Source organism: Sphingomonas sp. UYAg733 (assembly GCF_054057355.1).
This window is the reverse complement of record NZ_JBSRZE010000004.1, coordinates 251573-265832: the sequence shown is the minus strand read 5'-3', so window position 1 is coordinate 265832 and position 14260 is coordinate 251573. Positions and strand designations below refer to the sequence as shown.

Sequence of the window (14260 nt, the reverse complement as noted above, 5' to 3'; positions counted from 1 at the left end):
CGATGTTGGCAGTTGCATGGAAAGGTCTGGGCTGGTTCCTCGGCAGCGTCGCCGTGACTCTGGGGTTCCTGCTGGTCCCCCTGCAGGTTGCGGCCGAGCGTAAGAAACTCGACCGGACGGTGAGCGAGATCACCCGGGCACAGCGTGACATCCGCGCGCTCGAGACCGAGTTCGAGACGCGTGCGAACATTGCCCAGCTCGAAAAGTGGAACGGCGATACGCTGCGCCTCGGTGCGCCGGTGTCGATGCAGTTCATGCCCAACGAGGCGGCGCTGGCGCAGGTCGATTTCACGCGCCCTGCGCAGGGCGGTGCAGAGGTTCAGATGGCGTCGCTGGTGCCATCGCGTGGCGAAACGATTACGCCTGCGGTGGCGACCAGTGCCCCGACCGCCATGGCGACCTCGATCGCTGTCCGCCCCGCAATTGCTGTCGCTTCGGTCACGTTGAGTCGGCAGGTCAGCCAGCAGACGGCGGTGGCGGCGCCAGTGCGCACCGCGACGATCAGGCGTCCGAAGCTTCAGGCCGTGGCGATGCTCGATCGCCAGTTGCTCAGCGATACGGTCCTGGGTGATCTGGCCACCGGTGCCTCGCGGGAGTCTCGCTTGCGGTGAGTGTCCTCGTCGCCCGTCCCCTGCCGCAACGGCGCCTGACCGGCCAGCGTCATGCGCTGGTCGCGACTGCGCATATGCGGCTGATGATCCTGATGCTGTTGTTCACCGCGGCGATCGCTGTGGTGCTGATCCGGCTGGCGGTGTTCGGTCTGTTCGCCGAAGCGTCCACGCCCCGCCTCGCGCAGATCGGGCCGGATTGGGCGCGGGGTGACATCGTCGATCGTAATGGCGAGCCCCTGGCGCGCACCATCGAGGCCTGGGCGATCGGGGTCCATCCTGACAAGCTGCTTGGCGACAAGCACGAGCTTGCGTCGCGTCTGGCCGAACTGATGCCGACGCATGACGCCGGCTGGTTCTATCAGCGCCTGATGCTCGACGTGAATTTCACGTATCTGGAGCACCACGCATCGCCGTCGCTGGTCGAGCAGGTCCATGCATTGGGCGAGCCGGCCTTGGTTTTCGACAAGGAAGCCGAGCGCCTCTATCCGCAGACCACGCTGGCGGCGCATGTTCTAGGCTTTCTCGGCCAGAACAAGGACGACAAGCGCATCATCGAAGGACAGGGCGGAATCGAACGCGCGTTCGAAGAACGGCTGACCGATCCGGTGCAGCGCGGCACGCCGCTGGCGCTCTCGATCGATTATCGCGTGCAGGCCGCCATGGAGAGCGAACTGGGCGCGGCGATGGCGTCGTTCCAGGCCAGGGGCGCGACCGGCGTGGTGCTCGACGTACACACCGGAGAGATTATTTCGATGGTGTCTTTGCCGGTATTCAATCCCAACAAGGTCGGTGCGGCCAACCGGGAATCGCTGCGTAACAACGTGACGCAGAGCGTCTATGAGCTGGGCTCGACTTTCAAGCCGATCACCATGGCGGCGGCGATCGAGAGCGGCGTGGTTACCTCGATGTCCAAGCGTTACGATGCGACCCAGCCGCTGCACGTCGGCGGGTTCACCATCCATGACGACCATTCGCAGAAGCGTTTTCTCAACGTGCCTGAGACACTGATCCATTCGTCGAACATCGTCACCGCGCGGATCGCCGACGAAATCGGCAAGGACCGCATGCAGGCGATGTTCAAGGCGATGGGGTTCGATACCAAGCCCGATATCGAGATCCGCGAGAAGCAGAAGCCGATCTGGCCCGTGTTCTGGGCGCGCACTACGGTGATGACCACGGGATATGGGCACGGTATCGCGGTGACGCCGCTGCATCTCGCCAACGCCTATGCGACATTGGTCAATGGCGGCATCTGGCGGCCGACGACCCTGGTCAAGGTTGCGCCGGGCAAAGCACCGACCGGCCGCCGCGTACTGTCCGAAGCGACCAGCGCGCGGATGCGCCAGTTGTTGCGGCTGATCGTGACGCAAGGCACCGGCCGCAAGGGAGAGGCGCCGGGTTACCGCGTCGGCGGCAAGACCGGCACTGCAGAGGTTGCCGGCGCGGGCGGTTATTCGAAGAAGGCCAATGTCTCGACCTTCGCTGCGGCCTTCCCCATGGACGCGCCGCGCTATGTTGTGGTCGCTATGCTCGATTCTCCCGTCGGCAATGCTCAGTCCTTCGGCTTGACCACCGCCGCCTGGACCGCCGCGCCGGTGGTCAGCCGTGTGATCACGCGCACCGGGTCGATGCTCGGCGTGATGCCGGACAATGGCCGCGACGTGGACGTGTCCGACCTGCTGCCGTTGCTCTGGCATGCGCCGGGCGAAAACTCGGCTGATCCGGAATGAAACTCGGCACGCTGACCGGTGGCGGCGAGATCGGCACGGTCAGCGGCTTCGCGATCGACCACCGCAAAGTGGCGAACGGCACGATCTTCGGCGCGTTCGAGGGCGCGAAGGTCAATGGTGAGGATTTCATTCCCGCAGCGGTGACATCGGGCGCGATAGCGGTCGTTGCCCGGCCCGAAGCCAAGGTGGTCGGGGCGGTGCATATCGCGGATGCCAATCCGCGCCGGAAATTCGCCCAGCTGGCTGCGCGATTCTTCGCGCCGTTTCCGGAAACTGCGATCGCCGTGACGGGGACCAACGGCAAGACCTCGACCGTCGAGATGGTGCGGCAATTGTGGCGCATGTCCGGCTATAATGCCGCGTCGATCGGCACGCTCGGCGTGGCCACCGCCGACGACCGGGTGTCGACCGGACTGACCACGCCGGACATCGTGACTTTCCTGTCCAACGTGGCGGGCCTGGCGCGCGAGGGCGTGAGCCATGTCGCGTTCGAAGCATCGAGCCACGGCCTGTCGCAATATCGCATCGAGGGGCTGCCGGTATGCGCGGCGGCGTTTACTAATCTGAGCCGCGACCATCTCGATTATCACGGTACGATGGAGGCCTATCTGCAGGCCAAGCTGCGGCTGTTCTCCGAAGTGCTAGAAGGCGATGGCGTGGCCGTGGTATGGGCTGACGATCCGAGTTCAGCACGCGTCGCGGAGATTATCAAAGCGCGCGGTATCCGCCTCGTCAGCGTTGGCACGCAGGGCGAGACGCTGAAGCTGGTGTCGCGCGACCCGACCCTGCTTGGCCAGGGTCTGGTGATCGAGGCGGAGGGCAAGTCCTACAAGATCAACCTGCCGCTGATCGGCGCTTATCAAGTGGCTAACGCACTGACCTCAGCCGGGCTGGTCATCGCGACTGGCGGCGATATCGCGGCGACGCTGGCGACGCTGTCACGGCTGCAGCCGGTACGTGGGCGGCTCGAGCGTGCGGTGATCGCGCGGTCGGGCGCGCCGGTCTATGTCGACTATGCGCACACGCCGGATGCGCTCGAAGCGGCGATCGCTGCGCTCAAGCCACATGCGGCGGGGCGATTGATCGTGGTGTTCGGTGCAGGCGGCGACCGCGATCAAGGCAAGAGATCGGCGATGGGCGCGATCGCGGCGTCGATGGCCGACAAGGTCATCGTGACCGACGACAATCCGCGTTCCGAAGACGCCGCGGCGATCCGCGCAATGGTCATGCACGGCGCACCGGGCGCGACCGAGATCGGTTCGCGGCGCGACGCGATTGGCGCGGCGATCGCCGAAGCCGGGCCGCAGGATATCGTGCTGGTCGCGGGCAAGGGGCATGAGCAGGGGCAGATCGTCGGCGACATGGTGCTGCCGTTCGACGATGTCAGCGTCGCGCGGGAGATGGCGGCGTGACGGGCCCGGGCATCTTATATCCCCTCTCCCCTTGTGGGAGATGGAGGGGCCCAAGCGAAGCTTGGGAGGGTGAGGGGAACTGCCTTAGCTGTTCCGCACATCATTCCCCCTCATCCGGCCCTTCGGGCCACCTTCTCCCACGGGGGGAAAAGGAATGAGTCTCTGGACCTCCGCCGAGATCGCCGCTGCGACCGGGGGCACCGCCTCATCGCCGTTTGAAGTGACCGGCGTGACCTTCGATTCGCGCGAAGTCGGCCCCGGCGATTTGTTCATCGCATTGTCGGGCGAAGCGACCGACGGACATAAATTCCTCGATCAGGCCTCCGAGCGGGGAGCGTCGGGTGCGATCGTCGCGCAAGCGACGACGCACCCGCATGCTCCGGCGCACACTTTACCGTATGTGCTCGTCCCCGACACGATGGCGGCGCTCGAAGCTCTCGCTATCGCGTCGCGTGCGCGGACCAAGGCACAGATCATCGGAGTGACCGGATCGGTCGGCAAGACCAGCACCAAGGAGGCGCTGTTCGCGGCGCTCGACCGGGGCGATCCAGGTGCCGCGCATCGTTCGGTCAAGAGCTACAACAATCATACCGGCGTGCCGCTGAGCCTTGCCCGCATGCCGGCCGATGCGCGTTTCGGGGTGTTCGAGATGGGCATGAACCATGCCGGCGAACTGGCCCATCTGACCAATCTGGTCCGCCCCAATGTCGCGATGGTCACCGCGATTGCGCCGGCACATACCGCATTCTTTCCCGACGAATCGGCCATTGCAGACGCCAAGGGCGAGATTTTCGCCGGACTTGAGCCAGGCGGGATGGCGATCATCCCGTTCGACAGCCCACACCGCGACCGGTTGATCGCCGCGGCGCTGCCGCATGCCGACCGGATCGTCACGTTCGGGCTCGACGATGGTGCCGATGTCTGCGCGATCGAAACGATGCGCCTGTCAACCGGCGCGACCTTCGTCACGGCGCGGGTCGGCGAACGCGAATTGAGCTTCACGATGGCGCAGCCGGGGCTGCACTGGGTCTCAAATGCACTGGGCATGCTAGCGGCGGTCGATGCGGTGGGCGGTGACTTGGCGCTGGCCGGTCTGGCACTTGCCGAACTCGGCGGGCTGCAGGGACGCGGCGCACGCTTCATGGCGAAGATTGCAGGCGGTGAAGCGCTGGTGATCGACGAGAGTTATAATGCCAATCCGTCATCAATGCGCGCGACGCTCGCCGTGCTCGGCGCGGAGACGGTGCCGCGCAAGATCGCGGTGCTCGGCGAGATGCGCGAACTGGGCGAGGGAAGTGCGGCCTATCATGCCGCTCTGGCCGAACCGATCGACGAAGCGGGCGTGGCGTACGCCGTACTGGTCGGTCCGGAAATGCTGTACCTCGCGAACACGCTTGAGGGTCGCGTGCAATTCGTTCATGTGCCCGACACCGCTGCTGCCCGAACGAGCCTGATGAAAATATTGGCGCCGGGCGATGCGGTGCTCATCAAGGGATCGAACGGAGTGGGGCTTTCGGCATTGGTCGCAAGCCTCGCGAACGGGACAGCATAATGCTTTATTTCATCGCCGAGTATCTGGGTTTTCCCGGGGCACTGAACCTCATCCGCTATCTGTCGTTCCGTTCCGGCGGAGCGGTGACGACGGCACTGGTGATCGGGCTGATCATCGGGCCGAAATTCATCGGCTGGTTGCGCGTACGGCAGGGCAAGGGCCAGCCGATCCGCAGCGATGGGCCGCAAAGCCATCTCGCCAAGCGCGGTACCCCGACCATGGGCGGGCTCATGATCCTGACCTCGATGGTGCTGTCGAGCCTGTTGTGGATGGATCTCCGCAGCCCATTCGTTTGGGCGTGCCTGTTCGTCACGTTGGGCTTCGGCGCGATCGGCTTCCTCGATGACTACGACAAAGTGAAGAAGGCGAGCGCCGCTGGCATCTCGAGCCGGATGCGCCTGATCGCCGAGTTCGCCGTCGCTGGGATCGCGAGCTGGATCATCGTCGGGCAGAACGGCACGCACCTGTACGTGCCGTTCTTCAGCGGCGTCTCGCTCGACTTGGGTTATTTCTACATCGCTTTCGCCGCATTCACGATCGTGGCGTTCGGCAATGCGGTGAACCTGACTGATGGGCTGGATGGCCTCGCCACCATGCCGGTCATCATTGCGGCGGTCGCGTTCATGTTGATCGTGTATCTCGTCGGGCGCGCCGACTACGCCCATTATCTCGGTATTCCGCACGTGCCGGGGGCGGGCAATCTGGCGATCTTCTGCGGCGCGATCGTCGGCGCGGGGCTTGCCTTTCTGTGGTTCAATGCGCCGCCGGCGGCGGTGTTCATGGGCGATACCGGCAGCCTTGCGCTGGGTGGCGCCCTCGGCGCGATCGCGGTCGTCGCACATCACGAACTGGTGCTGGGCATCATCGGCGGCCTGTTCGTTGTCGAGGCGTTGAGCGTCATCATTCAGGTGTTCTTTTACAAGCGCACCGGCCGCCGCGTGTTCAGGATGGCGCCGATCCATCACCATTTCGAACAACTCGGTTGGAGCGAGCCGACGGTCGTGATCCGTTTCTGGATCATCGCGCTGGTACTAGCGCTGGCCGGGCTTTCGACGCTGAAGCTCAGGTGATCACCTCGCCGACCTGGCGCGGCAAACGCTTTGCGGTACTAGGGCTGGCGCGCTCCGGCGTCGCGACGGTGCGCGCGTTGGTGGCGAGTGGCGCGCAGGTAACGGTATGGGATTCGAAGGAGACGGCGCGAGCCTCTGTCTCCGGCGTCGATATCGCCGATCCGGAGATGATCGATCTTGCCAGCTTTGACGGGCTGGTCGTGTCACCCGGTGTGCCGATCAACCGTCACCCGGTGGCCGATAAGGCACGTGCGGCCGGTGTTCCGATCATCGGCGATATCGAATTGTTCGCCCAGGCACGTCGCGACCTGCCGACGCATAAAATTGTCGGGATCACCGGCACCAACGGCAAGTCGACCACCACCGCGCTGATCCATCATATCCTGGAAACCGCGGGTATCCCGGCGCGGCTCGGCGGCAATATCGGCAAGCCGATCCTCGGCGAGGAGCCGCTGGCGGCCGGCGGTGTCTATGTGCTCGAACTGTCGAGCTATCAGATCGACCTCACCTTCAGCCTCGATTGCGATGTCGCGATCCTGCTCAACATCACGCCCGACCATCTCGACCGCTATCACGGGTTCGCGGGGTATGCCGCATCCAAGGCGCGGCTGTTCGCGATGCAATCGCCCGAGCATGCCGCGATCATCGGTATCGGTGACACGGCGTCGGCGCAGATCGCGCGCGGCCTGTCCGCGCGCGTCGAGCACCTCACCAAGATCGCGCCCGGCCTGTGCATGGATCAGTCGCGCTGGCCTTCGCTGCAAGGCCCGCACAACGCGCAGAACGCACTTGCCGGGATCGCCGCCTGCCAGGCGCTTGGCGTGAGCGAGGCGCTGATCGACCGAGGGCTGGAAAGCTTCAAGGGCCTGCCGCACCGAATGGAACTGGTCGCCACACGGAACGGCGCTGCTTTCGTCAACGACAGCAAGGCGACCAACCCGGATTCGACCGCGCCGGCGCTGGCCGCGTTCGATCGCATTCATTGGATCCTTGGTGGACAGGCCAAGTCGGATGACCTCGATGCCTGCGCCCCGCATTTCGGTAATGTCGCACGCGCCTATACGATCGGGGAGGCCGGACCGCGCTTCGCCGCGCTGCTCGCCGACGAATTCCCGGTCGAACAAAGCAATACGCTCGCGGCCGCGGTGATGAGTGCCGCAAGCCATGCCGCGTCGGGTGAGACGGTGCTGTTGTCGCCCGCTTGCGCCTCGTTCGACCAGTTCCGCGATTTCGAAGATCGCGGCGACGCCTTCCGCGCGGCCGTGGCGGCGCTGGCATGACCGACCTGCGCACCCAGGGCCGCAAGGGCGGCATGTGGAGCCGGATGAAGGATCGCGGCGGACGTGGCGATCGCTCGCCGCTTGGCCTGTGGTTCTGGGATATCGACCGCGTGCTGCTCTTGCTCGCGCTGTTGCTGATCGCGATCGGATTGGTCGCGGTGGGCGCCGCATCGCCTGCCGCCGCGCAGCGTTATTCGGACGAGAAGCATCATATCCCGCCGCTCTTCTATCTGTGGTGGCAGCTCGCCTGGGTCGGTGTGTCGCTTCCGGTGTTGTTCGTCGTGTCGATGCTGCCAGTCGCGTTCGCGCGGCGCATGGCATTGATCGGCACAGTGGTGTGCCTCGTGCTGCTGATGCTTGTGCCGTTCTTCGGAATCGAGCGTAACGGCGCGACTCGCTGGCTCGACTTTGGTGTTTCGCTGCTCCAGCCGTCGGAATTCCTCAAACCCTTTTTCATTGTCACGACGGCGTGGCTGCTCTCGTTGCGTGCGCAGGACAGCGACCTGCCTGTGGTGACGATCACCGGCGCGCTGACCGCGCTGGTCGCGCTGCTGCTGATGATGCAGCCCGATTTCGGCCAGACCGTGGTGTTCGCGGCGGTGTGGCTCGCGCTGCTGATGATCTCCGGCACGCCGGTAAAGGTCATGGCGACGCTGATCGGCTGCGTGCCCGCCGGGCTGCTCGCGGCCTACATCTTCTACGATACCGCGCGGGTGCGGATCGATGCCTTCCTGTTTCCGGGCGCTGAGGGCGGATCGGACAATTTCCAGACCAATGCCGCGCACAATGCGATCACTGCGGGCGGCTGGCGGGGTACGGGGCCTGGCGGCGGTTCGATGAAGTTCCGCCTGCCGGAAGGGCATACCGACTATATCTTCTCGGTGATCGGCGAAGAGTTCGGACTGGTCGCCTGTGCGGTGATCGCGATCCTGTTCCTGGCGATCGTGGTGCGGGTGTTCGTCAAGCTGCTCGATGAGCAGGATGAGTTCCGTTTGTTCGCCGCCGCCGGCCTGGCGACCCAATTCGGGGCACAGGCGCTGATCAGCATGGCGGTCAATACCGGCCTTGCGCCTTCGAAAGGCATGACTTTGCCGTTCATCAGCTATGGCGGATCCTCGCTGATCGCCTTGTCGATCGGCATGGGATTGCTGCTTGCCTTTACCCGCCGAAATCCGTTCGTATCGCGGTCACCCTATATCGCACGGTGGAGCGGCGAATGAGCAAGACACGGCATTTCGTCCTCGCGGCGGGCGGCACCGGCGGCCATATGGTGCCGGCGGCAGCGCTGGCGACTGAGCTCAAGGGGCGTGGGCACCATGTTTCGTTGGTCAGCGACGAGCGCGGCGTGCGGTTTCCCGGTCTGTTCGAAGGCATCCAGACACACATCCTGCCCGCCGGGCGGTTGAGCGGCGGCCCGGTCGGCTGGGTCAGAGCGGCATCGGCGATGTATAGAGGCCGGGCGCTGGCGATCGAGCTCTATCGGCATCAGCGTCCCGCAGCGGTGATCGGCTTTGGCGGGTATCCCGCGCTCCCGGCCCTGCTCGCGGCATTCAATCAGGGCATTCCGACCGCAGTGCATGAACAGAATGCCGTGCTCGGCCGGGTCAACCGGCTGGTCGCAGGCAAGGTCAGCGCGATCGCCACCTCCTATGCCGAGGTCGAGCGACTGAAGGACGCGCATCGCGGCAAGACCCATCTGGTCGGCAATCCGGTACGCGACGTGGTGCTCGCGCTGCGCAACCAGCCTTATCCGCTGCTTGAGGAAGACGGTATCTTCCGCGTGCTCGTCACCGGCGGCAGCCAGGGTGCGAGCGTGCTGAGCCAGGTCGTGCCCGACGGGCTGTCACTGCTGCCGATCGGCTTTCGCCGCCGCTTGCAGGTGACACACCAGGCGCGGATCGAGGATATCGACGCGGCGCGAGCGAAATATGCCGAACTGTCGATCGCTGCGGATCTCGCGACGTATCTGCCCGACATGCCGGAACATCTCGCTTGGGCGCATGCGGTGATCGCGCGGGCGGGTGCGTCGACGATCGCCGAACTGACGGCGGCGGGACGGCCCGGTATCCTCGTGCCCTTGCCCACGGCAACCGACGATCATCAAACCGCGAATGCGCGCGAGATCACCATGGCGGGCGGCGCTCGCACGATCGAGCAGCGCAATTTCACTCCCAAGGAACTGGCCAAGCAGATGCAGCGGCTCGGGCTCGATCCGGCGGCACTTCAGAATGCGGCCGGGCGCGCGCGCAGCTGCGGGCGGCCCGATGCCGCGCGCGATCTCGCGGACCTAGTCGAGAGCCTCGACGCGCCGGCCGGCGATATGCTGATCGGCGAGGGGCGCCCCAAGAAATTCGGTGATAAGGCGGCATTCGCATGAGAGGTGTCGCGACAGATATCGGCACGATCCATTTCGTCGGCATCGGCGGTATCGGCATGTCGGGCATCGCCGAGGTGATGAAGAATCTCGGCTATGACGTGCAGGGGTCGGACGTGGCCGAGGGTTATGTCGTGCAGGGGCTGCGCGACAAGGGCATCGTGGTGCACATCGGCCATCATGCCGACAATCTTGGCGATGCGGCGGTGGTCGTTACGTCGACGGCGATCAAGCGCGACAACCCGGAAGTGAATGCCGCACTCGAACGGCGCATCCCCGTCGTCCGGCGCGCGGAGATGCTGGCCGAACTGATGCGGCTCAAATCGACCGTTGCGGTGGCGGGAACGCATGGCAAGACGACGACGACCTCGATGGTCGCGGCGTTGCTAGATGCCGGCGGGGTCGATCCGACCGTGATCAATGGCGGGATCATCAACAGCTATGGTTCCAACGCGCGGCTCGGCGCGAGCGACTGGATGGTGGTCGAGGCCGATGAGAGCGACGGCAGTTTCCTGCGGCTCGACGGCACGATCGCGGTGGTCACCAATATCGATCCCGAACATCTCGACCATTACGGTTCGTTCGATGCGGTGAAGGCCGCGTTCGTCGACTTTATCGAGAATGTGCCGTTTTACGGCGCGGCCTTGCTGTGCCTCGATCATCCCGAAGTGCAGGCGATCATCCCGCGTGTGCGCGATCGCCGCGTCGTGACTTACGGCTTTGCCGCACAAGCCGATGTGCGCGGCGTCAATGTGACGCCGATCCCCGGCGGCAATCGCTTCGAATGCCTGGTGCGCAGCCGCGACGGATCGGTGCGCTCGATCGAAGGGATCGAAATGCCGATGCCCGGCCGGCACAATGTGCAGAACGCACTGGCGGCGATCGGCGTGGCGCTGGAACTCGGCATCGACGATGCGACGATCCAGCAGGGCTTCGCGAAGTTTGGCGGCGTGAAAAGGCGCTTCACCAAGGTCGGCGAGGTTCCGGTCGAAGGCGGTGTGGTCACGATCATCGACGATTACGGCCATCACCCGGTCGAGATTCGTGCCGTGCTTGCCGCGGCTCGCGAAGGCGTGGAGAACCGAGTCATCGCGGTTGTCCAGCCGCATCGTTTCTCGCGTCTCGGCAATCTGATGGAGGAGTTCCAGCAGGCGTTCAACGATGCCGACATGGTGCTGGTTACGCCGGTCTATGCGGCGGGCGAGGTACCGATCGAGGGTGTCGACGCCGATGCGCTGGTCGAGGGACTGAAACGGCGCGGGCATCGCTCGGCCGCAACCGTTGCCGACGCCGATGCGCTCGCGAGCGTCCTGGCGACGGCGATCCAGCCTGGCGATATGGTCGTATGTCTTGGCGCCGGCGACATCACCAAATGGGCGGCGGGCCTGGCCGACGCGATCGAGGCAAAGCGGTGACCGTCTGTTACGCTCTTCCACCCATGCGTGGTGCGGCCACGCATGAGGGCAGCCTTGCCGATTTCATCTGGTTCCGCACCGGCGGGCCGGCGGAATGGCTGGTGCGGCCGGAAGACGTGAATGACCTTGCCGCGTTTATGGCCGGACTCGATCCGTCCACGCCGGTGTTGCCCGTGGGTGTCGGATCGAATCTGATCGTGCGCGACGGCGGCGTGCCCGGTGTGGTGGTGCGCCTGCCCAAGGCAATGGCCAAAGTTTCCGTTGAGCCCGGCGCTAGCGGATCTTGGCGCGTTCGCGCTGGCGGCGCGGCGATGGGTATTTCGGTGGCGAGCGGTGCGCGCGATGCTGGCATTGCCGGTCTCGAATTTTTGCGTGGCATTCCGGGCACGGTCGGCGGCGCGGTGCGCATGAATGCCGGTGCCTATGGCCGCGACACGAGCGATATCCTGATCGAAGCGACGATTGTGACGCGCGACGGATCGGTCGAGATCTGGCCCGCGGCGAAACTTGGCTACACCTATCGCCATTCCGATCTGCCGGTGGGTGCGGTGGTGGTCGAGGCCTTGTTCGAGGGTATGCCCGGCGATCCCAAGGTGATCGGCGCGGAGATGGACCGGATCGCGGCCGAGCGCGAAGCGTCACAGCCTTTGCGATCGCGCACCGGCGGATCGACTTTCAAGAATCCGGAAGGGCACAAGGCCTGGGCGTTGATCGATGCCGCCGGATGTCGTGGCCTGATGCGCGGCGATGCGCAGGTCAGCGAGAAGCATTGCAACTTCTTGCTCAATCTCGGGTCGGCGACCAGTGCCGATATCGAAGCGCTGGGCGAGGAGGTTCGCGAGAAGGTAAGGGCTCATTCGGGGGTGGTGTTGGAGTGGGAGATTCAGCGTGTCGGCGTGTTCGCCGACGACGCCAACAAATACAGCATGGGGGTCGTCACGTGAGCCAGCTCCACGTTGCAGTCCTGATGGGCGGCTGGTCCGCCGAGCGTGAAGTGTCGTTGATGTCGGGACGCGACATCGCCAATGCGCTGGAAAGCCGTGGCCACCGCGTGACACGGATCGACATGGGACGCGATGTCGCCGCGAAGCTGACCGAAGCCGCGCCGGATGTCGTGTTCAACGCGTTGCACGGCACGCCCGGCGAAGACGGCACCGTGCAGGGCATGCTCGACCTGATGGGGCTGAAATACACCCATTCGGGGCTCGTCACCTCGGTCATCGCGATCGACAAGGTGCTGACCAAACAGGCGCTGGTGCCGCACGGCATTCCGATGCCCGGCGGCCGCATCGTCAAGAGCGCGAGCCTGTACGAAGGCGATCCGCTCACCCGGCCCTACGTGCTCAAACCAGTCAATGAGGGATCCTCGGTCGGCGTCGCGATCGTCACCGACAGCGGCAATTATGGCAATCCGATCGCGCCGGGTGCGGTGGGGCCGTGGCAGGAATTCGACGAGTTGCTTGCCGAGCCGTTCGTGCGTGGGCGCGAACTGACCACCGCGGTGCTGGGCGGCGAGGCGCTTGGCGTCACGGAACTCAAACCGAAGAGCGGTTTCTATGATTACGAATCCAAATATACTGAGGGCCTGACCGAGCATATCTGCCCGGCCGACATTCCCGACGAGATTGCCGAGGCGTGCAAGGTGATCGCGGTCGAATCGCATCGGCTGCTCGGCTGCAAGGGCGCGTCGCGATCGGACTTCCGCTGGGACGACGAACGCGGCGTGGACGGGCTGTTCCTGCTCGAGATCAATACTCAGCCGGGCATGACGCCGCTTAGCCTGGTGCCCGAACAGGCACGGCATATCGGCATGAGCTATGCCGAGCTGGTCCAGAGAATCGTCGATGACGCGCTCGTTGGGGGAGACGTGTAATGGCCGCTACGCTCAAGCGAGCACCGGCGCGGCGCCCGGTCCAGAAGCGCAAGCAGCCGCGTACCTCGATCATCGATCGCATCATCGCCGCGCTGCCGATTAGCGAAGCAATGCTGCACCGTATCGCGACCTGGTCGATCACCGGCGCGGTGATTGCCGGGCTAGGGATGTTCGCGGTCTGGATGGGTGTGCCCGGCGCGATCGGCGTGGCGGTGGCCGAGGGGGTCGGCCGCGCGGGTTTTCGTGTCGAGCAGATCGAGGTGACCGGACTGAGCCGGATGGACCGGATGTCGGTCTATGCCGTTGCGCTCGACCAGCAATCGCGCGCGATGCCGCTGGTCAGCCTGGAGGAAGTGCGCACCAAGTTGCTGAAATATGGCTGGATAGCGGATGCCCATGTCTCGCGCCGGCTGCCCGATACCTTGCTCGTCCATATCGTCGAGCGGCGGCCTACCGCAGTGTGGCAGGACAGGGGGCAATTGTCACTGATCGCGGCGAACGGCGTGTGGCTCGAACCGGTCCGGGCCGATGCGATGCCCGATCTGCCACTGGTCATTGGCCCCGGCGCGAACGAACAGGAGGCGGCGTATCAACGCTTGCTCAACGCGGCGCCCGCGCTGCGCCCGCTGGTCAGGGCGGCGACCTGGGTCGGCAACCGGCGCTGGAACGTGACCTTCGAGAGCGGCGAGATATTGCTGCTGCCGGAGGGCAATGCGCCCGCCGCGCGGGCGTTGGTCAAGTTCGCGGAGATGGATGGGGTAAAGCCCTTGCTAGGCAGGGGCTTTCTGCGGTTCGATATGCGCGATCCATCGAAGATGGTTGCACGCAAGCCGGGCGAGGAAACGACGCGGACGATCGCGGATCCGACCGATGAGAACGCGGCACCGCGACCGGCGGTGATCGAAGCGAAGAAACATGTTGGCGTAACGGGGCAGGGGTAATT

The 14260-nt window shown here is 65.0% G+C and carries 12 protein-coding genes; all 12 read left to right on the top strand.

The window, feature by feature from the left end:
• The first annotated feature begins 2 nt into the window (after positions 1-2).
• The 12 genes from ACVWZA_RS10335 to ACVWZA_RS10280 all read left to right on the top strand — a co-directional run bounded on the left by ACVWZA_RS10335 (position 3) and on the right by ACVWZA_RS10280 (position 14258).
• Positions 3-611, top strand: a complete 609-nt coding sequence (locus ACVWZA_RS10335; protein WP_457311111.1) for a hypothetical protein — start codon at positions 3-5, stop codon at positions 609-611.
• The gene (locus ACVWZA_RS10330) at positions 608-2341 is read left to right on the top strand and encodes a peptidoglycan D,D-transpeptidase FtsI family protein (RefSeq protein ID WP_457311110.1); all 1734 of its coding nucleotides are present in this window, start codon (positions 608-610) and stop codon (positions 2339-2341) included. The genes ACVWZA_RS10335 and ACVWZA_RS10330 overlap by 4 nt, the downstream gene beginning before the upstream one ends.
• A complete protein-coding gene (locus ACVWZA_RS10325; RefSeq protein WP_457311109.1) occupies positions 2338-3753 on the top strand; it encodes a UDP-N-acetylmuramoyl-L-alanyl-D-glutamate--2,6-diaminopimelate ligase in 1416 nt (471 codons plus the stop codon). Before ACVWZA_RS10330 ends, ACVWZA_RS10325 begins: the two co-directional genes overlap by 4 nt.
• Before the next feature lie 154 nt (positions 3754-3907).
• Entirely contained in the window at positions 3908-5305 is a 1398-nt protein-coding gene (locus ACVWZA_RS10320; protein WP_457311108.1) for a UDP-N-acetylmuramoyl-tripeptide--D-alanyl-D-alanine ligase, read from the top strand.
• Positions 5305-6375: a phospho-N-acetylmuramoyl-pentapeptide-transferase gene (gene mraY, locus ACVWZA_RS10315; RefSeq protein ID WP_457311107.1), complete on the top strand. Its 1071-nt coding sequence runs from the start codon at positions 5305-5307 to the stop codon at positions 6373-6375. Before ACVWZA_RS10320 ends, mraY begins: the two co-directional genes overlap by 1 nt.
• Positions 6372-7655, top strand: a complete 1284-nt coding sequence (gene murD / locus ACVWZA_RS10310) for a UDP-N-acetylmuramoyl-L-alanine--D-glutamate ligase (protein ID WP_457311106.1) — start codon at positions 6372-6374, stop codon at positions 7653-7655. The genes mraY and murD overlap by 4 nt, the downstream gene beginning before the upstream one ends.
• Positions 7652-8875 (top strand): FtsW/RodA/SpoVE family cell cycle protein, encoded by a 1224-nt coding sequence (locus ACVWZA_RS10305; protein WP_457311105.1) that lies wholly within the window; start codon positions 7652-7654, stop codon positions 8873-8875. The genes murD and ACVWZA_RS10305 overlap by 4 nt, the downstream gene beginning before the upstream one ends.
• Positions 8872-10032, top strand: coding sequence for an undecaprenyldiphospho-muramoylpentapeptide beta-N-acetylglucosaminyltransferase (gene murG, locus ACVWZA_RS10300; RefSeq protein ID WP_457311104.1), 1161 nt, complete (start codon positions 8872-8874; stop codon positions 10030-10032). The genes ACVWZA_RS10305 and murG overlap by 4 nt, the downstream gene beginning before the upstream one ends.
• Complete coding sequence (gene murC / locus ACVWZA_RS10295) at positions 10029-11444, top strand: UDP-N-acetylmuramate--L-alanine ligase (RefSeq protein ID WP_457311103.1); 1416 nt, start codon at positions 10029-10031, stop codon at positions 11442-11444. The genes murG and murC overlap by 4 nt, the downstream gene beginning before the upstream one ends.
• Complete coding sequence (gene murB, locus ACVWZA_RS10290) at positions 11402-12388, top strand: UDP-N-acetylmuramate dehydrogenase (protein ID WP_457311102.1); 987 nt, start codon at positions 11402-11404, stop codon at positions 12386-12388. The genes murC and murB overlap by 43 nt, the downstream gene beginning before the upstream one ends.
• Positions 12385-13317, top strand: coding sequence for a D-alanine--D-alanine ligase (locus tag ACVWZA_RS10285; protein WP_457311101.1), 933 nt, complete (start codon positions 12385-12387; stop codon positions 13315-13317). The genes murB and ACVWZA_RS10285 overlap by 4 nt, the downstream gene beginning before the upstream one ends.
• On the top strand, positions 13317-14258 hold the full coding sequence (locus ACVWZA_RS10280) for a cell division protein FtsQ/DivIB (protein ID WP_457311100.1): 942 nt from the start codon (positions 13317-13319) through the stop codon (positions 14256-14258). The genes ACVWZA_RS10285 and ACVWZA_RS10280 overlap by 1 nt, the downstream gene beginning before the upstream one ends.
• Positions 14259-14260: the final 2 nt, after the last annotated feature.